A 24,431-nucleotide genomic window follows, 5' to 3' on the forward strand; every position below is an offset into this window, starting at 1 on the left:
AACATTGATATTTTAAAAAAGAGGAGAATAACAGATCAGGATGGTATAGCGCCAAGTTGCTGCATCAAACCGAAATCGTTTTCGTTGACATGAACAGAGAATATTTTCCCATTCTTAATTGTAAAAATATCAATGCCATAATCGATCAGATGATGTCCGGAAGCAGGTACTCCAAGGAATTCTCCCTGATGTGTCCCGGCAATACTCCATCGCGAAGCCACTTTGTTGCCTTCCGAAGTCTGGCGCATTACAGTGAATTTGATGTCCGGGAAAGCATTGTGCAGATACTTAACAAATTCTGTAAAAGCTTCGTAACCCTTAATAGGCTCAGGTTGTGTTGGAATTATAAAGGCGAATTCAGGATCGAGAATCTCTTCAATCACTTCCAGTTTTCCCTGGCTCATGATTTCGTCAAAATAACGGGTGGCCAATAATTCATTGGCAGCACGGTCTGGTTCTACTTTTTTTGTATTACTTGGCAAAACACCCAATTGCAGCATTAATCCAAGTGTATCTTCATGACCAATTGATTCAGCAATTTTTCCGTCCTTAATCGTATGCCAGGTCATTCCGTCAATTTCAAAGAAATTTCCCGACGCTTCCACATTACCTTTAACAGTTAAAAGCGGAATTCCGGAATGTGTGCCTCCTCCAATCCAGCGCGTAATGACCCAATCATCGTTGGCAATCATTTCTTGTGGATTGATATAAAAATCGGGGAAAGCACCGTGTAACATTCCAACCAAACCTAAAAATCCGTCTGGTCCGTGAAACGGCTCCGGATGTGTCGGCAACGTAAAAATAAAATCTTCGGAGAGAATTTCATGCGCAGTTTCCGCATTCATTCCATTCATGATCTGATAAAAATAACGACGAGCAAGGGACTTGTTTGCGCTCATTAGTATTGAAGTTTTTGAGGGTTAATACGTTTAGATCTTAAACTACGGAGCGAATTTAAAAGAGAAGCTCATCGCTCTCATCTAACCCGCTTTTGCGTAGATTATGATGTAAATATCCTCACTTAAACTTCTGAGCTGTTACAAATCATTGCTGAAACTGACAAAAATAAACCTGAACCTGTTGATTCGGTACTTCAAACCGTCCGTATCTGTAATTGAAATTACAACACCATAACATTGACTTAATTTTGAAATAAAATATAGCATTTCATTTGATTATAAGCCATTTAATAAAATAATATTTTATCAAACACAATATTACTTATTATAGCGAATTCTGTCAATCCAGCTTTTCTGTAAAAATCTTTATTAGTTTATCAATAATATATATTGATATAAATCAAATTCTCTTCAAAATTATTACCAGCTTCATAAATATCAATTAGAAACATAAAGTTCAGGCCCGGAATCGTCTGCTTCAAGTCACATATTTTCAGCTTCACGATCAAACCATCCGGAAAACGGTCATGAAATTAAAAATTTGTAACCTTAATATTTGAAATGCTTAATATATAACGTTACGAAAATGTATACCGCAAGAGAGATCAAACCAAACCTTATCTTTAAATTTTCCTGGCGTTCCGTTTTACTTTTCCTGATTTATTCGAGCAGTCTTTTTGTCCTTTATTTTTATTTTGGAATTCATATAGGTGTATCATTTGTCCCAATCGGATTAATTGGTACAGCAGTTGCTTTTTCTGTCGGTTTTAAAAATAATGCTTCCTATGCCAGACTGTGGGATTCCAGACGTTCCTGGGGCGGAATGATCAATGCAAGCCGGAGTTTTGGAGCGCATATTGTTGCTTTCATTAATTGCCCGGATCTTTCACAGGAAGAATTAAGCTTTATAAAAGAAGAAATATTATATCGCCATATTGCTTACCTCAATATTGTGCGAATTCAATTGCGGCGAAAAAGTGTCTGGGGAGATACCAGTACGGTTGCTCATCAAGTAGTTGGGGTGGATAATCATGCACAGGTTTCCTCGGATGTCACCAGAATTCTACTGGAATATGTTCCGGAAATTGAAGCTGAAAGTTATGGCAAGAAAAGAAATATTGCCACCCAGATTATGAAGACACAAGCCGTGCGGATCACGCAGCTCGCCGGGCGGGGATGTATTACAGAAACAGGGCATCGCCGGCTGATGGAAATGGTACAGGAATTCTATAACCATCAGGGTGCCTGTGAAGCCATCAAGAGTTTTCCGTTTCCAAGGCAGTATGCCTATTACAGCAAATTGTTTGTGTGGCTATTTCTCCTGATTCTGCCATTTGGGCTACTGACAGAATTTGCCAAACTTACCGGCCCGGCTGTCTGGCTGGGTATCCCGCTTTATGTAGTGATTGCCTGGATATTTAATACAATGGAAGTGGTTGGTGATACCAGTGAAAATCCTTTTGAAAATGCGATCAATGATGTTCCGATGACCGCCATTTGCAGAATCATTGAAACCGATCTGAGGGATATGCTGAACGAAGAAAACATACCGGCCCCTATTGAAGCCATTGATAATATTTTAATGTAAAAAAATAATGTAATTAACCTGATAGCCTGAATTACACCTTTTGGCGTATTGTGGTTAATAATTTAAAGCTTAAAATAATGCAGATTTTGCTTTCTTTTTTCATTAAATAATCATTGAAAATTTAAGTACTCTGCTATCTTTGTATTCCTTACACACCTCAAAGGCACCTTTCAGATATTATTAGCCAATTCGTTTCCTTTTGATTTGACTCACGACAGCATTCATCTGTTATTCTCACACATTATATCGAAATAATTCCAGCTGTTTGAAATTTATACACTTTCAAACATGTAGAAAACCCTTATAATTACACGCAATGAAACCCTTGCAGTTATTGGTAGTATCGTTAAGAGGAAGATCACAAACCCTTATTGAGAGCTCTCTGGCCGAAGCAAATTACAGCTTTGAGATTACCCACGCGGACAGCAAGCAAAATGCTTTGCAGGCATGTGGTGAAAAAAAATTCGACATATTAATTTCCAATTGCAAACTCTCTGACGGACCGGTTACTGATCTTGTCAGTGTACTTGGGGATTTACTCCCATGTCTGGTCATGGCAGAAGGGAAATGCCCTTTCACGGCAGAATCGATACTTTTTATTCCTGAAACCAATTATTATATCAGCTGTTCCGAGTCTATTTCCTGGCTTACGCATCTTGAAAACACGATGACCATCTGGGAAAATGCTGCAAAAGAACGAATTGCCGTATTTGATCAAAATTATAACAGCCTTTTTGAAACTGCACTTTTGCGCTGCGCCGAAGAACTTTCACCAGGAAATGAATCTACCGAAAACGCTATATTAAACACTCTGGATCTGCTCCGTGAAGTTCTTGATATCAGCAGGGTTTATATTTGCCGCAAATACGGCACCGCAAATCAAGCCACGGAAATTGTGCAGACAGTCGAAGTATGCGCCCCTGGTGTGAAACCAAAAAATAGAAAAAATTCTAATGTTGAATATCCATATTACAAAAGCTGGGACAGATCTTTTTCTGCACAAAAACCCGTTCAAATAAAATTTTCAGCATTGGAGCCCGACCAAAAATCCTGGTGGCAGACGAGAGATATGCAATCTTTCCTGGCTATACCTATTTCTTATAATGAAAGTTGGGATGGATTTATTGGATTTGAAGATAGTATGCACCCAAGAGACTGGTCCACTTCTGAAATCAGTTTTCTCAAATCTGTGTCAGAATTGATCCATGAAAAACACATGCACTTTCAAATAACCCCGGCCTTTCAAAACAACAATAATTAGTTTCTGTTTAAAGAAAACATTTTTATAGCGCATCATTAGTGATTTTAATACTGTATAAGCCTATAACTTCGCTATCTTCTGCATTGATATTCCCAGTGTTTTTATATAGAGGTTTAGAACCCGACCAACGTAAAGATTAACTTCATGGAACCCTTAAAATTATTAATCGTTTCAATCCGGAATGAATGGCAGAGCCTCATTCGTGAATCTTTATATGCAGCAGGTTATATCTATAATATTCAAATTGCGCCTACCAAGCAACTTGCACTTCTGGCCTGTTATCACGACAAATTTGATCTTGTAATTTCCAATTGTACCCTTCCTGACGGACAGGTTTCTGACCTTGTGAGTGTGCTGGGGAATCATATTCCATGCCTTGTTATGGCAGAAGGTGTGTGCCCTGTCAATGCAGACAAGGCTTTATCGATTCTGGCAACCAACTTTTATATTACCAGCGCCAACAAATCTTCCTGGCTTGAAGCGATGGAAACGACGCTGGCCAAATGGCAGCAAAACGCGATGGTCCGCCTTGCTCAAATTGATCAAACAAAGCAAAATTTTCATGAAAAAGTTTTGGAGCGTTGCCAGGAAGAATTAACGTCGTTGAATTTTAAAAGCGAAAAAGATTGCTGTGTGATGAACACGCTAAGTTTGTTAACCGAAGCTTTGGACGTTAGCCGCGTTTATATCTGCCAAAAAGTCAAACTTCCTGATACCTTAATTGGTATAGTAAAAACAAATGAATATCGCGCTCCCGGGGTATATAGTCTGGAAAAAACATATCTGGCAAATTCTTCGTCTGCCTGGTATCCATATTTCAAACGCTGGGATAAACTTTTTGAAAACGACCAACCGCTTGCGAACTTTTTCAAAGAATTACCGGAAAGTGAGCGAAACATGTTTCAAAATCGTGATATACAATCCATTCTTGCTGTTCCATTTTTTTACAAAAAACAATGGGCAGGATTTATCGGCCTGGAAGATACCATGAATCTGAGAGAATGGACCGTGGATGAAATTGAGCTGATCCAGTCTGTCTGCGCATTAATTCATGAAAAACACATTTATAAGGAAAAATCCCTGCAATTTAAATCGAATCATCTACAAGTGACCTCCGCTGCATAGTATGAAAATTCTCTATGACAAAGGTGTTGCGCTTGCCTGGCGGTTTTGTATTATATGGAGCCTGTTCATTAGTGTTCCATGGTTATTCCTAATCATTAATTCTTCACCTTCACCCAACGTGGAGGGGTTTGGATTGGCTTATCTTGGTGTCCAACTGATATCAAATTTTCTGTTTTCCTGGATTTTCAGCAATCTTTATCTTTTCCATATTTGTAATATTCCGGGATGGTTTAACAGACAAAAAACATATGTCAAGGTTTTCCTGTCGCTGATATTGTTTTTTGTTTTGACTGAACTGCTATTCCAGTTACAGTTATTAACCTTAAATTCTCAAAAAAACATTTTCTTTTTTAATGAGGTAACTTTTGGTTATAACATTTTAGTATTGCTTGCTATCCGTGTTTTTGGTGACTTTCTGGAGGTGGATCAAAGAAATTATCAGATGAATCTGGAAAATGAACAGCTCAAAAGAGAAAAGTTAAAAACACAACTCGACGCGCTGAGACACCAGTTAAATCCGCATTTTTTGTTCAACGCACTTAATATTCTCAATATATCCATCGCCAGCAATCCGGAAGAAGCGCAGAGAATTGTGCATGACCTTTCGGATATTCTTCGCTACAATCTGAAAATACAGAACCAGAATGTCGTTCAACTTTCTGACGAACTTGATATCGCCCGTTCTTATCTGGCTTTGCACAAAGCCCGGTTTGGCGACAAGCTGATGTATAAATTTGATAACGTGGAAACGAGCCGTGAATGGTATATCATTCCGCTTTCTTTACAAATACTGATTGAAAACGCGATTAAACATAATGTAATTACCTCCAACCACATTCTCCACATTGAAGTAAAACTGGATGAAGCTGAAAAACAGTTGCTGGTCGTAAACTCTATTACCCGGAAAACAAATGTTGCCAGCAGCGGGATAGGCCTGCAAAATCTGGATGCGCGCTACCGCCTTCAAACCGGAAAAGAAACCTCCCAGATTCATGATGCGCAACAATTTTTAGTCAAAGTCCCTTTAATTGAATCTCCATGACAAATATATTAATCATTGAAGACGAAGTTCCGGCAGCTAATTATCTGAAAGGGCTTTTACAACAGATGGATCCGCAGGCAAATGTGCTGGGCATGCTGGAAAGTGTAGAAATGGCTATTTACTGGCTTCAAAACAATGCCTTGCCTGACCTTATTTTTATGGATGTACAATTGGGCGATGGTACTTGTTTCGAGATTTTCGAACAGGTTTCAATCGGATGTCCGGTCATCTTTACAACTGCCCACGACCAATATGCAATGCGCGCATTCAAATTTAACAGCATTGATTATTTGTTGAAACCCATTCGTCCGGAATTGCTGCGGTTTAGTATGGATAAATATTATCAGCTTAACAAGGAAAATACAACGGCGAAAGTAAGGGTGCTGGAAGAAATTGTCCATTCGCAGATCCTAAATAAAAAGAATGCAAGAAGGAGTTTTCTGGTCCCTTATCGGGATAAATTGATTCCATTAAAAGCGCAGGATTTCGCCTGGCTTACCATCCAGAACGGAATTGTGACGGCAATGCTTCACGACGACCGGAGTTTTATTTTGGATAAATCGCTGGAAGAGCTTGAAAATCAATTGGATACCTCAAATTTTTTCCGGGCTAACCGACAGTTTATTATTTCAAGGGATTGTATTAAAGATATTGAGTTGTATTTCAACGGCAGGCTGCTGATGCGGGTCTTTCCGGTTTCAACGAACCTGATTCTGGTTAGTAAGGAGCGGGTTCCGACATTTAAAAAATGGTTTGAAGACACGCCATAAACCTTCTAAAATCGGCCATACCTACGGCATTTAGGCCCTACCGTATGATCACTATTACCCCGGAATAAATTCCGGGGCTACCATTTCGGTCATGCCTACGGCATTCTGGGGAACTAAATATTTTTTACACCCATCAAAATTTCAGCTTAGCAAGCGATAATATCCGTTTCAAAGTCAAAAACCTGATATTGTCATACCATTTTAAAATCTTGCATCGTGAAATTTTCTCCCATCCGAAATCAGTCTTGTTATGCTTGATAAAGTTAAAGCACATTATCCCAACGCCGTCAGTTCCTCCGATTTTATTTTGAATGTATACAAAGGTTTGTCTGACTATGGCCTTAGTCCTGACCGGATCCTGCTTGCGCATTCGATTTGTTCTGATGACGTAAATAATATTGAATACCCGATGGAAGGCAGACAAATGCTTGGTCCTTTTAATCTGGGTGGGCTAAATGGTTATCCTTTTACAGGTATCACCGGAATGACCGCTTTTGCCCACCACGTTCCTGAGGAAGGCGCGGCTCTGATATTTTATGCTCCTCACATTGGAATTAATGCTGAAGGAGATACCGGAAAAATCCTGCGTGTAGGTCAAAATCACGATTCAACTTGTTGTGGAGCAACAATCCTGGCCCTCAACCGGTTAAAAAATGATGAAATAATATCCGGTCAAAAACCTGCTGACGACTATCAGCAGCATTCCTTACAGGAATTTTTATTCAATCAAAAAGACAGAGTTTTGAATTCATCAGATTCTGTCAAAGAAGCAACAGACATTATTTATGAAGAATCCGGGAGCATGATTGATCATATGATCCGTAGTACGGATTTTACCGGAAAACATATTTTTGTAGTTGGTGCTGTAATCATTAATACAAACTGGCAGTATGGCTCGTTTGTCACTTTGCGTCGATTTGAAGAATGGGATGTCGTTAGCCGGAAAAAGGTAAAAGATTTATATTTTTAAGATCAGAACGCCGTCCACATTTTAAAAAGTTTTATGTCAAATCGTGTACTGATTTTATTTGCCCATCCTCTTTTTGAAAAATCAAGAGTAAACAAAACGCTGGTGTCAGACTATCCAGCCGGTGTAACTTTTCACGACTTATACGAGCATTATCCTGATTTTAATATTGATATTGAAAAGGAAAAACAACTATTGACAGATCACGATATTATTATCTGGCAGCATCCGATTTACTGGTATAGCTGTCCGGCGCTGTTAAAACAGTGGATTGATCTGGTGCTGGAAGCAGGCTGGGCTTATGGCCCGGGCGGAATTGCACTTAAAGGAAAATCCGTTTTCCAGGTTATCACGACAGGAGCTCCCGAACATTCCTATCATGAGGAGGCAAACAACCGATTCACGATCCGACAGTTTCTTGCACCTTTTGATCAGACGGCAACGTTATGTAAAATGGATTACCTGCCGCCTTTTGTCACCCACGGATCGCACCGGATCCATAAAGACCAGGTTGACGAACAAACCGCAGCATATCACTTTCTTCTTGATTACCTGGCGAATAATGATCTTGATATAGAGGCTTTAAAAAAATATAACTACCTGAATGATTGGGTAAAAGAAAACCAACAACTATGACCAGCGATTTTCTTTCACAGGCTTTGGTATATCTGGGTGCAGCGGTGATCTGCGTACCGATTGCAAAAAAGATTGGCATGAGTTCCGTACTTGGATATCTGCTATCCGGTATCATCATTGGCCCTTTTGTACTTGGATTTATTGGAAAAGAAGGACAGGATATTATGCACGTTGCAGAATTTGGCGTGGTCATGATGTTATTCATTATCGGTCTGGAACTGGAACCAGCTGCATTCTGGAAAATGCGAAAAGCGATAGCCGGCTTCGGCTTATCCCAACTTTTTGGTACCAGCATTTTACTTTTTCTGGTATTTATATCAATGGGCTGGCCATGGACAACGGCAATTTCAGCCGGCCTTACTTTGACGATGTCATCCACCGCCATTGTTTTGCAAACTTTGAAAGAAAAGGGATTATCGCAAACCACAGCAGGTCAGGCATCTTTTTCGGTTTTGTTATTTCAGGATATCGCCGTCATTCCGATTCTGGCTATCTTGCCTCTGCTTGCAACTACGGCCGTCGTTGCCGATGAAGCCCATCCTTCCTTGTTAAGCGGACTTCCAGCCTGGGTCCAAACGATTCTGGTTATTGCCGCGGTAGGTTCAATTTATGGAATTGGTACTTATCTCGTCGTTCCGTTGCTTCGGGTCATTGCTAAAACCGGGCTTCGTGAAATGTTTACGGCGTCATCACTTTTACTGGTTGTGGCCGTTGCTTTTTTGATGGAAATGGTCGGTTTAAGTCCGGCTTTGGGCACCTTTGTGGCTGGCGTTGTTTTGGCAAACAGTGAATTCCGTCACGAACTTGAAAGTGATATTGATCCGTTTAAAGGTTTGTTACTGGGATTGTTTTTTATGGGTGTAGGTGCATCGATTAATTTCCAGTTAATCCAGGAAGCTCCTGCGCAGATCGCAACTCTTGTTTTGCTGGTTTTGTTTATCAAATTCATTGTCCTGTTTGGTATTGGAAAAATTTACAAACTTAACATCGACCAGAACTTCCTGTTTGCTCTCGGTCTCAGTCAGGTTGGCGAATTTGCATTTGTGCTGCTTTCCTTTACCGGACAACTCAATATTATCGATCAAGAATGGATCGGAAAACTGACCGCCATCACAGCAATCAGTATGATGACTACTCCACTTCTGCTTTTAGTTCATGAAAAATTTATTCACCCACATTTTGGCATTCAGGAAAAACCAGTCGAAAAACCTGGTGACACGATTGAGGAGCATCACGATGTAATCGTCGCCGGTTTTGGTCATTTTGGAAGCACCATTGGTAGATTACTCAGGGCGAATGGAATCAAGGCTACCATTCTGGACAACAATCCGGATCAGGTAGAATTGCTGAGAAGGATGGGTTTTAAGGTTTATTATGGCGATGCAACACGTATTGATATGCTGAAATCAGCCGGTATTGAAAGTGCAAAACTACTGATAGCGGCAATTGATTCTCCTGAAACTAACAGCAATCTTGTTCACACTGTAAGAAAACATTTCCCTCATATTAAAATTCTCGCTCGCGCCAGAAACCGTTTCGACGCCCATGAACTGATGGAAACCGGTGTAAGCCATGTTTATCGCGAGACGCTTTACACAGCAGTTCAGCTTGCTGTTGATGCTCTGGGAGAACTCGGTTTCAGAAAACACACCGCTACGCGACAGGGACAAAAGTTCATCAAATTTGATGAAAAAGCGCTTGCAAAACTGGCAGCTTCAAGGTATGATATGAAAGAATACGCACTCAATTCAAAAGACGAAATTGCCATTCAGGAAAAGTTGCTGCAAAATGATCTGTTGCTCAGTTTTTCGGATAATGACCATTCCTGGGATAGCAATTTTGTCAAAGAAGCGATACTTGGAAAAGATCCGGGAGGGGCTTCAACAAAATAATGAGGAATTGGATCTTCACATTACCAGCGGGATTATTGCGGTGCGCTGCACCTTAGGAAGCATGCAGTGTCTTGGTCATTCTACAAATATTTCGGTGCTGCCGCACCTGGCAAAAAATAAGATATCAAGTCGATATATTAATCATTTGTGATCTCTGGAAATATTTCGGTGCTGCCGCGCCTGGCAAAATAAGATATCAAGTCAATATTAATCCTTTGTGATCTCTGGAAATATTTCGGTGCTGCCGCACCTGGCAAAAAAATAAGATATCAACTCGATATATTAATCTTTTGTGATCTCTGCAAATATTTGGGTGCTGCCGCGCCTGGCAAAAATAAGATATCAAGTCGATATATTAATCTTTTGTGATCCCTACAAATATTTCGGTGCTGCCGCACCTTAAAATGAAAAAAATTAGCTCAAAATATCTTTCACTACATTTCCATGCACATCAGTTAAACGGAATCTTCTGCCCTGATATTTGTAGGTTAATCTTTCGTGATCGACACCCATCAAATGCATTAAAGTTGCCTGAAAATCATGTACATGCACCGGATCTTTGACGATGTTATAACTGAAATCATCCGTTTCACCATAACTGATTCCTGGTTTCACGCCGGCGCCTGCCATCCACATCGTAAAACAGCGCGGATGATGGTCGCGGCCATAATCATCCGCCGTTAATTTGCCTTGTGAATAAACCGTCCGCCCAAATTCCCCGCCCCAGATCACAAGCGTATCTTCCAGCAGTCCTCTTCTTTTTAAATCCATAACCAGGGCCGCTGTCGCCTGATCCGTATTTTTACACTGATGCGCAATTCCTTTGGGCAGGCCACCGTGATTATCCCAGCCCTGATGATAAAGCTGAACAAATTTTACATCCTTTTCCAATAATTTCCTGGCCAGAATACAATTGGCAGCGTATGTTCCTGAGTCCCGGCTATCTGGCCCGTAAAGCTCAAAAACTTCGTCAGGCTCATCGTCCGTGTTCATGACTTCCGGCACCGAGGTCTGCATCCGGTAAGCCATTTCGTATTGTGCAATTCTGGCATCCACTTCCGGGTCGCCGTAAGCCTGGTTTTGTATCTGATTTAATTTCGACAAATATTCCAGCATTTCCCGCCTATCCGCTCCGTCATATCCTTCCGGATTATTCAAAAACAAGACGGGGTCTTTTCCGGACCTGAACTGGACACCCTGATGTTTGGATGGTAAAAAACCATTTCCCCAAAGTCTCGCATACAGTGGCTGATCTTTCGATCCATTTTTTGAAACCAGAACAATAAAAGTTGGAAGGTTTTGATTATCGGATCCCAAACCATAACTAACCCAGGAACCAATCGACGGTCTGCCCGGCAACTGGTTTCCTGTTTGGAAAAAAGTAATCGCCGGATCATGATTAATCGCCTCGGAATGAATCGACTTGATAATACATATTTCGTCCACAACTTTGGCAGTATGCGGCATCAGTTCACTGATCCAGGTACCGCTTTTTCCATGCTGATTAAATTTATAAATAGAAGGCACCATCGGCAATGCGCTCTGATTGGCACTCATTCCGGTTAGCCTCTGCCCTTTTCTTACAGAATCCGGAAGATTTTGTCCGGCAAGATTTACCAGTTTTGGCTTGTAATCAAAAGTTTCAAACTGGGATGGACCGCCGCTCATAAACAGGTATACCACCCGCTTGGCTTTTGGAGCGATATGTGGTAATGCTTTTAATATTTCGTCTTCAAAATTTGAAGGATTTTCAGCGACGTTGGGTGTTGTTCCAAACAGTTTTTCAGCACCAAATAAAGAACCCACCGCCAAAGCACCAAGACCAAGAGATGTTTTCGTCAAAAAATGACGCCTGTCCAGCTTTTTGTTTAATTTATCAAATTCAGGTGAATTCAATCTGAATTCTTCGTGATGATGGTGTGACATAATTATCTCTTGGTTAAAGACGCGTCAGAATTAAGTATCGTACTTGCCACAACGGCGTTCGCAGCAATTTTTGCAGTATCTATATTATCATTGATCCGGTATTGTCCCGCATGAAGCCAGCCTGCCGCCTTCTTTGGATTTGTTTTAAACCGTTCGTATTCCGTTTTATACATTTTCTGTAATAAAACGATCTCCTGTGGCAAAGGAAAGTGACCGGTAAGTTTTCTATATGCCAGGGAGATTGCATTTTTAGAATCTACTGCCAAAGTCATTTGTAAGCCTAAAACTCTGGCTGCTTCAATAAACGTCGGATCATTCAAAGTTACCAGCGCCTGTAACGGTGTGTTTGTTTTTTGTCTTCTGACAACACAAAAACTCCTTGAACCTGCGTCAAAAGTTGCCAGCGTTGGATTTGGGGACAGACCGTTTTACAATGACATAAAGGCTTCGTCGGTATACTGCATTTCCTGAATCCGGCTGATAAGTTGTATTATTTATTTCCCACAAACCTTCGGGCTGATACGGTTTTACACTTTCGCCTCCAATTTTTTTATTGATCAGACCACTCGCCATTAATGCATTGTCACGGATCATTTCTGCGCTCATTCGCCCCGAAGGGCCGCGGGTCAGCAAACGATTTTCCGGATCTTTATCCCGCATTTCCTTCGTCGAACGGGAATCCTGCCTGTAAGCCGCTGACATGACGATCATTTTATTAAGCTTTTTTACATCCCAGCCAGACTCCCGGAAAGTGATTGCAAGATAATCCAGCAGTTCCGGATGACTCGGCATTTCTCCCTGATTTCCAAAATCTTCCGTGGTCTTGACAATACCTGTTCCAAAGAAATTTTGCCAGAATCGGTTCACCGCCACACGCCCCGTCAATGGATTGTCTTTGCTCGTTAGCCATTGTGCCAGCCCGTAACGGTTTTTAGGTAGATTTTTTGCAAATCTCAATATTGATTCCGGCGTATCCGGAAAAACTTCCTCACCAAAAGCATCATAATTTCCTCTCAATAAAATATGCGCTTTTTTCGGTTCAGGCATTTCCTGCATAACCATCAGCTCCCTAATATTTTCTGTGGAATCTGACTCAATTGTTCGTAATTGGGTCAATTCGCCATTCGCTTTTAAAACTTTTGCAGAGACTGCGTTGACATAAAAGTTTCCAAGGATTTTTAAATCAGTGTCAGTAAGTTGATTTTGAGGTTTTGAAACAATGCTGGACCAGGAACTTTTCCCGGCAAGAATTTTTATTTCAAAATCAGTAAGCTCACGGTTGTAAACGACAACATCATCAACTTTTCCACCTTTAAAACCCAGTCCACGCCACCATCCACCGATTTGTAGGCCAGGCTGTTTGTCTGTTTTAAAAAGTATATCTTTTGTCAACTGATCCATCGTCGTTTCCATCGCCATTTTATTTCCATCCAGAAATAAATTTAAACCTCTGGATTTCGACGAACCGTCATAGGTAATCGTTAACTGAATCCATTTATCTCTTGTAATTCCGGCCTTCGAAATTTTTGTAATTGCATTTGACGGCGCGGTATGAGCCATATTCAGTTCCAGTTTGTCATCCTTTAAATACAAATGATAGCCTCTGAAATTGTACAACCGTTCAGCCTGAGACTTGTGCAGAATCACACCTTCTTTCAACGCTTTCGGAATGTTCACCCAGATGCCAATACTAAAAGGCTGAGATCTGCTGAACACTCCGGTTTCATTCAGATCCAGAAAAACATCACCATTCATGACCATTGCCTTACCTTTTTCATGCGATACAAAAACGGGCTCGTCTCCGGTTTGTCCGGATTCTCTTTTCATAATTCCCGTTTGTCTCGTATGAACTGCGTTTTTCAAACTATTCTTTTCAAATGTATACAATGCCTGTAACCCTGCTTTTGGCAGCTTTTCATCTTTTAACTTTTGATATTTCTTATCGGAAATCCACTTTATAAATTCGGGTTCGGCTGTCTTTTTAGCCATTTCCAAAGCTTTTTCCTGCGTCAATATTTTTGAATGAATGAAATTCAGCATTTTTTCCTGCTGGTCATTTGGAAGCATGAGTGTTGGCGTCGGAAGAGCATCGTCCCAGGAGATCTGTCCTGCTTCTTTTACATTGTTAAAAAAGCTGAATAGCTGGTAATAATTTTTCTGCGAGATCGGATCATATTTATGGTCGTGACATTTCGCACACCCCACCGAAATACCAAGCATCGCATCGCCAAAAGTATTGGTACGGTCAATAACGTATTCAGTCTGAAATTCCTGCTCAACAATTCCGCCTTCCATATTCTGTTGGTGATTGCGGTTAAATGCTGTGGCAATGATCATTTCTTTCGTAGGTTTTGGCATTAGATCACCAGCCAACTGCCATTGTACAAATCGGTCATAAGGAATATTTTTATTGAACGAATTAATGACCCAGTCACGATAAGGCGACATATCCCGAAGCCGGTCCACAGTATAACCATGCGAATCTGCAAAACGCGCCAGATCAAGCCAGTCAACTGCCATTTTTTCGCCATAATGAGGTGAACTTAAAAGCCGGTCGACCTGCTTTTCATAAGCATTTTTAGAATTATCTTTCAGGAACGCATCTATTTCTTCAATGGTTGGTGGTAGTCCCGTTAAATCAAGTGACACTCTCCGCAATAGCAATTCCTTGTTCGCCTCTTTTGACGGAACCAACTTTTCCTGTTCCAGTTTTGCCAGGATAAAATGATCAACAGGATTTTGAACCCAGTCTGTTTTTTTAACTTCCGGCAGTTCATGTTTTTCAGGTTTCACAAAAGCCCAGTGCGGCTTATATTCAGCACCGTCTTCTATCCATTTTATCAAGATGGCTTTTTCTTTTGGGGTCAAACTCAGGTGTGAATCTTTGGTTGGCATCATATAGTCCGGATCTTCCGACATTATCCTGTGGAAGAACTCACTATCAGCCAGATCGCCAGGATCAATCGCAACTTTCCCCGGATTTTTCGGAAGTTTTCCATATGCAGTCTCTTTCAAATCAAGACGTAATCCTGCTTTTTGTTTCGCTTTATCAGGACCGTGACAGGCAAAACATTTATCAGATAAAACGGGCTTTACATGTTGATTGTAATCAAGTTTTTCAGGCAATTCATCATAAGCAAATTGAATATCAGCAGGAAGGTCCGGCCCACACGACAACATGCAGATGAGAGCAGAAACAGCTAAGAAAATCAGGACTAACCGCATGAAGGAATTGCATATAGCATAAAAACCAATCAAAAGTATAATTTAATAAAATATTAAAATCATACAAAATTTATTTTCATTTATGTATAATTAGGGTTATTACAGATTAACTATTTCCACCGATTCCGAACCACTCGTTCATATTCAGAAGAGCGAATAAATCTTTTTGCTGTAATGTCCTGGTTAACTTTGAACCTGCCTTTTCAGTTGTTCACTTCTGGACGAAATCGTCCGTTTTCGAACGATTTACAGATAAAAGAATTTGTAAATAACTGATTATCAAACTGGCATAAAATTATTAAAATCACCGAAGGTGCAACCTAAATTATCTGCCAGCCATGATAAAAAATTACTTTAAAATCGCGTTTCGAAATCTTGTCAAGCACAAGTCTTTCAGTTTTATCAACATCATTGGCGTAGCAATAGGGCTAGCCTGTTTTTTGCTTTTGACATTGTATGTAAAAGACGAGCTCAGCTATGACCGCCATCATGTCAACGCCGACAGGATCTATCGTTTATCCAGAACATTTCTTTCCAAAGACGGAACTGAATCTTTGAGACTTGGACATGCCGCACCACCATTCGGACCACTGATTAAACAGGATTTTCCAGAAACAGAACAGGTTGTCCGTATGATTGAAACCGGAGGTATGGTGCGATATGGAGAACATGTTTTTAATGAAGAACATATGTATGCTGCGGAAGCAAATATATTCAAAGTTTTCACCTTCAATATAGTACAGGGAAATGCTTCAAATGCCCTTGTGAATCCATTTTCTATTATGTTTTCCAAGCCAATGGCCGAAAAATACTTTGGAAATGAAAATCCAATCGGCAAAACTATCCGGATGGATAATCAATTTGATTATACGGTAACAGGCGTTTATGAACCTTTGCCAGCACAGGCAAGTTTCCATCCGCAATTTCTTGTTTCATTTTCAACACTTTCTGATAACAGGATTTACGGAGCGGAAAATCTGCGAACCAATTGGGGCAACAACTCATTTTCAACTTTTCTTTTGTTACCAAAAAATTATGATCCCGCAAAGCTGACCAAGGCTTTCCCGGCTTTTCAAAACAAACATATAGATCCAAAAGCTTCCACTTATTCTGTTCTAAACCTTACCAAACTGACTGATATTCACTTGTATTCACATCTTGATTCGGAGATGGAAGCAAATGGAGATATTCAGTATGTTTACTTGTTTTCAGCCATTGCCATTTTTATTCTTGTCATTGCCTGCATCAATTACATGAATCTGGCAACAGCCCGTTCCGCTAAAAGAGCGAAGGAAGTTGGTATGCGTAAAGTTGTTGGTGCAATGCGCAGTCAGCTTATCAATCAGTTTCTGAGCGAATCTATTTTACTTGTTACCATTTCGCTTTCCATCGCTGTGATCATCGTTGTTTTTTGTATACCTTTTCTCAATGAATTTACACAAAAACAACTTACAATATCATCGCTTGTCAATCCGTCATTTATCGCTATTGTAATTGCCATAACGCTTTTCACAGGACTTGTTGCAGGAAGTTATCCCGCTTTTTTCCTTACTTCCTTTCAACCCACAAGCGTTTTAAAAGGTAAAATTGCCTCTGCATTGAAGAATGGGAAACTGCGACAAACTTTGGTTGTTGCACAGTTTGCGATCGCAGTCGTGCTCATTATCAGTACAGCCGTAGTTTACAGTCAGATGAAATATATCCAGAATTACAAACTTGGCTATTCGAAAGATCAGGTGGTCCTTCTGACACCGCCCTCTGATTCTACTACCAATTTTGAAGCGATCAGTCAGGAATTAAAACAAAACAGCGGCATTCTTGAAACCGGCCGTTCATCCAGAATTCCGTCCGGTCGTTTATTGGATTCCTGGGTAGCATACGTGATGAAAGGTGATTCTATGGCTCCATCTGATATCAATATAAAATCACTTACCGTTGATGAAGATTTTATTCCTACCTATAAAATTGAAATGGCAGCGGGTAGAAATTTTTCTAAACAATATGGAACAGATAAGACCGAAGGTTTTATTTTAAATCAAACAGCTACCCGTCTTCTCGGCTTTAAAAATCCGAAAGACGCAGTAGGAAATCAGTTTGGTTACGGTAATGTACGTGGTCAGATTATTGGTGTGACAAAAGATTATCATTTCGAATCGCTGCATCAAAAAGTAGCGCCGCTAGTTATGTTCATGCAGGGAAATAATATGAGATGGCTATCGATACAGATTTCGGGTGGCGATATCAAATCTTCACTGGCACATATCAAAAAAGTTTGGGAAAGCAGATTTCCGGATAAACCATTTACGTATGAATTTCTGGATGAACGTTTTGGAAACCTATACGCCCGTGAACAAACACAGCAACTTCTCTTCGGTATTTTTGCGGGAATCGCCATTTTCATCTCCTGTCTCGGTCTTCTGGGATTGTCAATTTTCATGGCTGAATTACGTATAAAAGAAATCGGTGTCAGAAAAGTTCTTGGAGCTTCTGTTTCAAATTTAGTAATTCTTCTGTCGGGCGATTTTCTTAAACTGGTATTCATCGCCATTGTCATTGCTTCACCAATTGCCTGGTACGGAATGTATAAATGGCTGGAAAACTTCGCTTATCATACCCAAATTTCTGCCTGGATTTTTATTGGTGCCGGCGTATTATCAGCAGGCATTGCGCTACTTACAATCAGTTTCCAAAGCATTAAAGCGGCGCTGACAAATCCCGTAAAATCGCTCAAAAGTGAATAGAAATAATTTTGTATTTCAAAGACACACAACCAGCTAAATGATATAACCAAACAGCCATGATAAAAAGTTATTTTAAAATTGCGTGGAGAAATATTGTCCGCAACAAAGCCTTTTCGGCAATCAACATTGTCGGTCTCGCGCTGGGGATCGCCGCCTGTATCCTCATTTTACAATATGTTGCATTCGAATTAAGTTTTGACAATTTCCATGCAAACGGCGACCAGATCTACCGTGTTCGCCAGGATCGTTATAACGAAGGAAAACTCAGTACAGAATGGGCGGCAGGAGCTTATGCTGTTGGAAATTCGTTTAAAGAAGCATATCCCGAAGTTGAAGATTATGTCAAACTTGTTAACCGGGGCTCAATGGTTCTGGACAATCAAGACCGCAGTTTTAAGGTTGAAAAGGTTTATTTGGCAAGTTCCTCCTTTTTCTCGGTTTTTTCTTACAGGCTGCTAAATGGTAATCCAAAAACTGCCCTGACAGAATCCAATACCGTTGTCCTTTCCGCATCCGTGGCTAAAAAACTTTTTGGCAAGGAGAATCCGGTTGGTAAAATAATTAAGTTTAATAAAAGAAAACCGGCCAAAGTAACAGGCGTATTTGAAGATATGCCGGCAAATACTCATTTCAAGTCAGACATACTTATTTCCTACGCCACATTTTTGAATGATGCGAAACCAGACAATCCGGATCTGGCCTGGCAATGGGATGGTTGCCTTACTTATCTGAAACTTCGTGCAGGCACCAACATCCCAAAACTTGAAGCCCAATTCCCGGCTCTGGTTGACAAGCTTGCGGGAGAGGAGCATAAAAAATACAATTCCGCAGCGGTCTATTTATTACAACCTTTAAAGGATATACATCTATATTCACATCTGATGATGGAAGCTGAGCCTAACGGTGATGGCAATACGGTTTATCTTTTGCTTGGAATAGCGTTTTTCATTGTTGTAATCGCCTGGGTTAATTATATCAATTTGTCTACCGCCAGAGCAATTAACCGTGCTCGGGAAGTTGGCGTCAGAAAAGCAGTGGGTTCACAACGCAGCCAGCTGATTGGTCAGTTTATGATGGAATCTGTTTTATTAAATGGATTAGCGGTGGTTTTGGCACTCATACTCGTTGCACTTTCCCTACCAAAATTTAACGAAATCTCCGGTCAGGAATTATCCTTTGCTTTGTTGGGAAGCCGTATGTTCTGGCTTCCACTTATAACGCTGTTTGTTGTTGGCGCTTTTTTCTCAGGACTTTATCCGGCTTTTGTTTTATCCGGTTTCAAACCGGTTGTGGTTTTAAAAGGCAAAGTAAGTACTTCGGCCAAAGGCGTGTTATTACGAAAATCTCTGGTTGTTTTTCAGTTTGCAGCCTCCTTATTTTTGCTGGTCGGCACTTTGACCGTATTTCAGCAGATCCGTTATATGCGGCAGCAAAGTCTGGGAATTAATATTGATCAGACACTGGTTATCAGTCCTCCGATCGTTGCCGATGATTCCACATTTATGCGGCAGATGTCCGCCTTTAAAGATGAATTAATGCGGCAATCGGGTGTAAAAAGCATAACTGCATCAACCGTAGTACCCGGCCAGCCGTCACAATGGAATGCAGGCGGAATCAGATTGAAAGGAACGGATGAAAGTGCCGGAAAGCAATACCGGGTTATTGGTGTCGATTATGATTTCCTTAAAACATATGATCTGAAACTGGTATCCGGACGAAATTTTTCAAAAGATTTCGGAAGCGATCCCAAAGCTGTTGTTTTTAATAAAATGGCAGTCAAACAACTTGGATTCAGCAATCCTGAGCAAGCCATAGGAAAAGAAATTAATTTCTGGGGAGAGATTTTCACCATCGTTGGTGTAACTGATAATTTTCACCAACAGTCTTTAAAAGAAGCTTACGAACCACTTATTATTCGACTTATTCCTGACATTCGCGGATACTTTTCGGTGAAACTTAGCACAGGACAAGCAAATACTGCGGTTGCCGGTATTCAGTCAGAATGGAACCGCTTTTTTCCTGGCAATCCTTTTGAATATTCATTTCTGGATGATCGGTTCAATGATCAATACAAAGCTGATCAGCGCTTTGGTCAGGTGTTTGGTGTATTTACCGGACTTGCCATTTTGGTTGCCTGCCTTGGCTTGTTCGGGCTAGCTTCATTTACGACCGCGCAGCGTACCAAAGAAATCGGGATACGTAAAGTATTGGGTTCGTCGGTTTATGCGATTGTTGAAATGTTGTACCGTGAGTTTGCAATATTGATCCTGATTTCATTTGTCATATCGGCTCCGCTTGCCTGGTTTGCTACAAATCGCTGGCTGAATGGTTATGCATTCCGTACAGATATTCAATGGTGGCTTTTTGCAGCCCCATTTGTTTTGGTACTGGTAATTGCATTATTGACGGTAAGCTTTCAAAGTATAAAAGCGGCACTAATGAATCCTGTGAAAAGTCTGAAAAGCGAATAATTAAATACTTGTCAGAAATCTGGAAAAATTACAAAAACGGATTAATTATGGTAAGCCGGTTTTCAATCAGCTGTTTATGCTGCAAATCCTCAGAATACAGGATGCTGCAATTTGCAGCCAGCGCGGATGCTATAATGATGCTGTCAAAAAGTTGGAAATCGTATCTTTTGATTAACCGTCTTGCGTGGCCTAATATTTCCTTATCCAGATTAACGACTTTGCAATCTTCAAGCAATACGATAGTGTGCTCTATCAAACGTAGTTTAGGTAGTTTCAGAATTCTTTTCAGGACATTAAGATATTCTGAAACTACCTGCACCGACACTGCTGGAAAGCCTAACACAATCCTTTCTGCAATATCCTTTTTTGGAGATGGAGATGTTTCATGCAGATATACCAGAATATTAGTATTTACTGCAAACTTATTCATCATAATTATTGGCCTCGTCCCGATCAAATTTAAAATTAGACAAGTCCACTTCCAAATCAGCAAGAGATTCTCGGATTCTCTTTCTTCTTTCTTCTATGTCTTCAACCGGTTTCGTTTCAATTTCAAAAGCAATAACTTCAACCTGCTTGCCAATCATTTCGTCTGGCAATTTGAGAAGGTAAGTATTGTCGGTAGGCACGATGATTTCCCTGATCAGTTCCATATCGGTTTCATTTGTTTGTTGTCAAAGCTAATTAAAAATATAGATAATCCTAGGATTACCACCTGCTTCTCCTCCTGAAAACAGAAAGCAATCTTATATAATTCAAAGAACACGATACGATTTTCACTACCAACCTGTTAACTATTTCGATATGCTTAAAAATTATCTTAAAATCACTTTCCGGAGCCTTTGGAAATACAAAACCAATTCCATAATAAGCATTACCGGATTGTCAATCGGCATTGGCTGTTTCCTTTTGCTGGCCACTTATATTCTTCATGAACTGCAATATGACAAATTCCAAACCCACGGAAAAGATATTGTCAGAGTTAATTTATTTTATCAATCGGGCGACAGTGAGCCGGTTTATGTTGCCATTACACCAACCGGTGTAGCTCCTGTATTTTCCAGGGAATTTGCCGAAGTAGAAGATGCTGTAAGACTATACCCGCTCAGCGGTTCAGGTGCGGTTTCTGTTCAGTATGAGGACAAATTATTTAATGAAAAAAAGGTTGTCTTTGCCGATTCTTCCTTTTTCAGGATTTTTCCGCAAACTTTTCTTGAAGGAGATATCAAAACAGCTTTGTCGCAACCCAATTCAGTTGTGATTGACGAAACAACTGCAAAAAAATATTTTGGGAATGGAAGTGCCATCGGGAAATCGGTAAAAATTGCAGAAAAATACGATTTACAGGTAACCGGCGTAGTCACGGATCTTCCTTCTTATTCACATATCAAGTTCAACTGGTTGGCCAGTTACAGCACATTACCACGTTCGAAAACCGAGGTTTTTGAATCTGCAAATGATTATACTTATTTATTACTCAAACCAAATACCGATGTCAAAACTTTGCAGTCAAAAGTGGACGGTTATGTAAATAAAAATCTAAACAATCCGCAGGATCCTTCCTCAAAAGTCCGCCTTGAACTGGAAGAATTTAACCGCATTCATCTTTATTCCAAAGCATCCAGTTCTATGGAAGTTTCCGGAAATTATAAATACATTTATATCCTTTCCGGTGTTGCCATTTTGATACTGGTTATTGCCTGTATTAATTTTATAAATCTGGTTACAGCCCGTTCAGCCGTGCGCGCAAGGGAAGTTGGTGTTAGAAAAGTGATGGGCGCTGCCCGCTCACAGCTGTTCCGCCAATATCTTTTTGAATGCGGAATTATTACAATCTCATCTATTATCGTTGGTGTCATTATTTCCCTTCTCGGCTTTCCTGCGCTGAGTAATTTAACTGGTAGCATTTTGAGTTTTAGTGTCTGGCCAACTTATTCTGTGAGCTTGATCCTTGTAATTCTGGCTATTCTGGTTACGCTTTTATCAGGCGTATATCCCGCCGCAGTTCTGTCGGGATTCGAACCTATCAGGGTTTTACAAGGCAAGGTTTTGTCCAGAAATAATGGAAGTGGTCTGCGCAGTTTTCTTGTTGTCTCCCAGTTTACGGTTTCCCTGCTTTTCATCATCGGTACAATCATCGCCAATCAGCAGCTTTCTTATATCCAGAATAAAAATCTGGGTATGAATCCTTCCAAAATTATAGTACTCGATCTCAGCACCGGCATTTCGTCCGGAAAACTTGCTTCTATAAAAAATGAATTGCTTAATAATTCGTCTGTTGAAGCTGTCACGGCATCGTACGATTCACCGGTGAGCGTTCAAGGCGGGTATATGATTACTGCAAAAGACAAGCCTCCGGGTTTTAATATGAATATCACTGCTATCCCCGTAGAAAAAGATTTTGTTACGACGCTTGGGATGAAACTGGCTGCCGGTGAAAATTTCAATGAAACAGATATCCTTCAAGCCACAAAAGATAGCGTTGAATTAAGAAAATACGCTTTTATATTGAATGAGTCTGCGGTAAAAGCATTGGGTTGGACAAACGCTGCTGCCATTGGAAAATCGGTAAACATGAATGGTCGCGAAGGTGAAGTGAAGGCAGTTGCAAAAGATTTCCATTTCAGGTCACTTCATGAAAAAATTGGCCCGATCGCCATTATCCCTGAATACAATTATTTCGGTAAAATGATGGTAAAAATTTCAGGTGATAAAATGCCGGAAGCGGTCAAGGTCCTGGAAGAAACATGGAAAACCAATTTTCCACTGCGTCCCTTTGAATATCATTTTCTGGATCAGGAATTTGACGAAATGTACAAATCCGAAAGCCGGGTTTCCAAAATTCTGGGACTTTTTTCAAGCATTACCATTCTGATTTCCTGTTTAGGATTATTTGCATTGGTTGCCTTTATTTCACAGCAACGTACCAAAGAGATTGGCATCAGGAAAGTGCTGGGTGCTACCGCTTCCGGTATTGTGATTTTACTTTCAAAAGATTTTATCAAACTAATGCTGATTGCGCTGGTTATAGCCTCGCCCCTAGCCTGGTATTTTATGAACCAATGGCTTCTCGATTTTGCCTATCGTATTGAAATCAACTACTGGGTTTTTGTTCTTGCAGGAATTATCGCAGTCGCCATAGCACTTTTCACCGTGAGCTTTCAAAGTATAAAAGCGGCTTTAATGAATCCGGTCAAGAGCCTTAAAAGTGAATAAATTTTCATTTTTAATTTAATCCTGAATGCCGTAACTGATCTTACTCAAAATCAATTACGGCATTTTATGTTTCCTTGATTTATTAATCATTAAAGTAACTGCTTTAAACATATAATTAAACACCCATTAAATAATATTATTTTTATAAATAGTATTATTATTTGTAAATTGAGAGATGAAATTTAGTGTTGTTTTACCTAAACAATAAGCTCATGCAAAAAATCTCTTCCTTCCGCTCTATTTATCTTTTAGCCATCCTTTCATTCGTTTTTGCCTGCACAGACCACAGTATGCCAGGTCCACCACAACTGGAAACATTGGTTACAGAAATGAACTGTCATGCTTCCTTTACCTTCAAACTTAATGTGGTTGAAAGTGGTAATATGCATGTTGTTGAATACGGAATCGTATACAGCGCCAGTGCACCAATTAACCCTACCCCAACCGTTGAAACTAATACGAAGGTTATTTTCAGCGACCCATTTAGTGATGGGGCAAAAAGTAAAGTTGAAGGTGGGCCATGTGTCCCTCATACTTATTACAGAGCCTATGCAATACTCGATGGCGGTACAGTGGTTTATGGAAACATTATTCATTTCCAATATACCTGATCCATTGGTCGATGTAAAAAGCTTCTACGTCTATTAATCCGGTCTATTGACCGATTTTGCA

The 24,431-nt window shown here is 40.2% G+C and carries 16 protein-coding genes and 1 pseudogene; 12 read left to right on the forward strand and 5 right to left on the reverse strand.

All coding sequences use genetic code 11. The annotated features are described in order from the left end of the window. Positions 1-35: 35 nt before the first annotated feature. Positions 36-899, reverse strand: a complete 864-nt coding sequence (locus LXL81_RS10580) for an ester cyclase (protein ID WP_234646750.1) — start codon at positions 897-899, stop codon at positions 36-38. Between the two features lie 586 nt (positions 900-1,485). Here LXL81_RS10580 and LXL81_RS10585 point away from each other — a divergent pair. The 8 genes from LXL81_RS10585 (at position 1,486) to LXL81_RS10620 (ending at position 10,180) form a co-directional block, all read left to right on the forward strand. Beyond that, positions 1,486-2,487 (forward strand): bestrophin family protein, encoded by a 1,002-nt coding sequence (locus tag LXL81_RS10585; RefSeq protein WP_234646751.1) that lies wholly within the window; start codon positions 1,486-1,488, stop codon positions 2,485-2,487. A 316-nt stretch (positions 2,488-2,803) separates the two neighbouring features. Beyond that, positions 2,804-3,748 (forward strand): GAF domain-containing protein, encoded by a 945-nt coding sequence (locus LXL81_RS10590; RefSeq protein WP_234646752.1) that lies wholly within the window; start codon positions 2,804-2,806, stop codon positions 3,746-3,748. Between the two features lie 144 nt (positions 3,749-3,892). Then, positions 3,893-4,873: a GAF domain-containing protein gene (locus tag LXL81_RS10595; protein WP_234646753.1), complete on the forward strand. Its 981-nt coding sequence runs from the start codon at positions 3,893-3,895 to the stop codon at positions 4,871-4,873. 1 nt (position 4,874) lies between these two features. Then, positions 4,875-5,915: a sensor histidine kinase gene (locus tag LXL81_RS10600; protein ID WP_234646754.1), complete on the forward strand. Its 1,041-nt coding sequence runs from the start codon at positions 4,875-4,877 to the stop codon at positions 5,913-5,915. Next, positions 5,912-6,685, forward strand: coding sequence for a LytTR family DNA-binding domain-containing protein (locus LXL81_RS10605; RefSeq protein ID WP_234646755.1), 774 nt, complete (start codon positions 5,912-5,914; stop codon positions 6,683-6,685). The genes LXL81_RS10600 and LXL81_RS10605 overlap by 4 nt, the downstream gene beginning before the upstream one ends. Before the next feature lie 250 nt (positions 6,686-6,935). Beyond that, a complete protein-coding gene (locus LXL81_RS10610) occupies positions 6,936-7,655 on the forward strand; it encodes a hypothetical protein (RefSeq protein ID WP_234646756.1) in 720 nt (239 codons plus the stop codon). Positions 7,656-7,688: 33 nt separating this feature from the next. Next, positions 7,689-8,288, forward strand: a complete 600-nt coding sequence (locus LXL81_RS10615) for an NAD(P)H-dependent oxidoreductase (protein WP_234646757.1) — start codon at positions 7,689-7,691, stop codon at positions 8,286-8,288. Then, complete coding sequence (locus tag LXL81_RS10620) at positions 8,285-10,180, forward strand: monovalent cation:proton antiporter-2 (CPA2) family protein (RefSeq protein WP_234646758.1); 1,896 nt, start codon at positions 8,285-8,287, stop codon at positions 10,178-10,180. The genes LXL81_RS10615 and LXL81_RS10620 overlap by 4 nt, the downstream gene beginning before the upstream one ends. A gap of 414 nt (positions 10,181-10,594) precedes the next feature. On the opposite strand, the gene LXL81_RS10625 is transcribed toward LXL81_RS10620, so the two are convergent. Continuing rightward, complete coding sequence (locus LXL81_RS10625) at positions 10,595-12,106, reverse strand: DUF1501 domain-containing protein (RefSeq protein WP_234646759.1); 1,512 nt, start codon at positions 12,104-12,106, stop codon at positions 10,595-10,597. 2 nt (positions 12,107-12,108) lie between these two features. Beyond that, a pseudogene (locus LXL81_RS10630) lies at positions 12,109-15,331 on the reverse strand (DUF1553 domain-containing protein). Positions 15,332-15,669: 338 nt separating this feature from the next. Between LXL81_RS10630 and LXL81_RS10635 the strand changes: the two are divergent. Both LXL81_RS10635 and LXL81_RS10640 read left to right on the forward strand, forming a co-directional pair. Continuing rightward, positions 15,670-18,072 carry an ABC transporter permease gene (locus tag LXL81_RS10635; RefSeq protein WP_234646760.1) on the forward strand — a complete coding sequence of 801 codons (2,403 nt, stop codon included), beginning with the start codon at positions 15,670-15,672 and terminating at the stop codon, positions 18,070-18,072. A 56-nt stretch (positions 18,073-18,128) separates the two neighbouring features. Continuing rightward, positions 18,129-20,543 (forward strand): ABC transporter permease, encoded by a 2,415-nt coding sequence (locus tag LXL81_RS10640; RefSeq protein WP_234646761.1) that lies wholly within the window; start codon positions 18,129-18,131, stop codon positions 20,541-20,543. Positions 20,544-20,571: 28 nt separating this feature from the next. Here the strand turns inward: LXL81_RS10640 and LXL81_RS10645 are convergent, their stop codons facing one another. Together LXL81_RS10645 and LXL81_RS10650 are read right to left on the reverse strand one after the other, a co-directional pair. After that, positions 20,572-20,976 carry a PIN domain-containing protein gene (locus LXL81_RS10645; RefSeq protein WP_234646762.1) on the reverse strand — a complete coding sequence of 135 codons (405 nt, stop codon included), beginning with the start codon at positions 20,974-20,976 and terminating at the stop codon, positions 20,572-20,574. Continuing rightward, on the reverse strand, positions 20,966-21,196 hold the full coding sequence (locus LXL81_RS10650; protein WP_234646763.1) for a hypothetical protein: 231 nt from the start codon (positions 21,194-21,196) through the stop codon (positions 20,966-20,968). Before LXL81_RS10650 ends, LXL81_RS10645 begins: the two co-directional genes overlap by 11 nt. Before the next feature lie 151 nt (positions 21,197-21,347). Here LXL81_RS10650 and LXL81_RS10655 point away from each other — a divergent pair, with 151 nt between their 5' ends. Together LXL81_RS10655 and LXL81_RS10660 are read left to right on the forward strand one after the other, a co-directional pair. Next, positions 21,348-23,759, forward strand: coding sequence for an ABC transporter permease (locus LXL81_RS10655; RefSeq protein WP_234646764.1), 2,412 nt, complete (start codon positions 21,348-21,350; stop codon positions 23,757-23,759). Between the two features lie 290 nt (positions 23,760-24,049). Beyond that, entirely contained in the window at positions 24,050-24,370 is a 321-nt protein-coding gene (locus tag LXL81_RS10660) for a hypothetical protein (RefSeq protein ID WP_234646765.1), read from the forward strand. Positions 24,371-24,431: the final 61 nt, after the last annotated feature.

Origin of the sequence: Dyadobacter sp. CY356, from assembly GCF_021440195.1 — a bacterium.
Taxonomy (GTDB): Bacteria; Bacteroidota; Bacteroidia; order Cytophagales; family Spirosomataceae; genus Dyadobacter.

Excerpts from the sequence above, each read along its gene's own strand:
- LXL81_RS10655 (WP_234646764.1), top strand. The coding sequence starts at position 21,348 with ATGCTTAAAAATTATCTTAAAATCACTTTCCGGAGCCTTTGGAAATAC.
- LXL81_RS10620 (WP_234646758.1), top strand. The coding sequence starts at position 8,285 with ATGACCAGCGATTTTCTTTCACAGGCTTTGGTATATCTGGGTGCAGCG.
- LXL81_RS10635 (WP_234646760.1), top strand. The coding sequence starts at position 15,670 with ATGATAAAAAATTACTTTAAAATCGCGTTTCGAAATCTTGTCAAGCAC.
- LXL81_RS10595 (WP_234646753.1), top strand. The coding sequence starts at position 3,893 with ATGGAACCCTTAAAATTATTAATCGTTTCAATCCGGAATGAATGGCAG.
- LXL81_RS10650 (WP_234646763.1), bottom strand. The coding sequence starts at position 21,196 with ATGGAACTGATCAGGGAAATCATCGTGCCTACCGACAATACTTACCTT.
- LXL81_RS10645 (WP_234646762.1), bottom strand. The coding sequence starts at position 20,976 with ATGATGAATAAGTTTGCAGTAAATACTAATATTCTGGTATATCTGCAT.
- LXL81_RS10580 (WP_234646750.1), bottom strand. The coding sequence starts at position 899 with ATGAGCGCAAACAAGTCCCTTGCTCGTCGTTATTTTTATCAGATCATG.
- LXL81_RS10600 (WP_234646754.1), top strand. The coding sequence starts at position 4,875 with ATGAAAATTCTCTATGACAAAGGTGTTGCGCTTGCCTGGCGGTTTTGT.
- LXL81_RS10615 (WP_234646757.1), top strand. The coding sequence starts at position 7,689 with ATGTCAAATCGTGTACTGATTTTATTTGCCCATCCTCTTTTTGAAAAA.
- LXL81_RS10640 (WP_234646761.1), top strand. The coding sequence starts at position 18,129 with ATGATAAAAAGTTATTTTAAAATTGCGTGGAGAAATATTGTCCGCAAC.
- LXL81_RS10660 (WP_234646765.1), top strand. The coding sequence starts at position 24,050 with ATGCCAGGTCCACCACAACTGGAAACATTGGTTACAGAAATGAACTGT.
- LXL81_RS10625 (WP_234646759.1), bottom strand. The coding sequence starts at position 12,106 with ATGTCACACCATCATCACGAAGAATTCAGATTGAATTCACCTGAATTT.
- LXL81_RS10605 (WP_234646755.1), top strand. The coding sequence starts at position 5,912 with ATGACAAATATATTAATCATTGAAGACGAAGTTCCGGCAGCTAATTAT.
- LXL81_RS10610 (WP_234646756.1), top strand. The coding sequence starts at position 6,936 with ATGCTTGATAAAGTTAAAGCACATTATCCCAACGCCGTCAGTTCCTCC.
- LXL81_RS10590 (WP_234646752.1), top strand. The coding sequence starts at position 2,804 with ATGAAACCCTTGCAGTTATTGGTAGTATCGTTAAGAGGAAGATCACAA.
- LXL81_RS10585 (WP_234646751.1), top strand. The coding sequence starts at position 1,486 with ATGTATACCGCAAGAGAGATCAAACCAAACCTTATCTTTAAATTTTCC.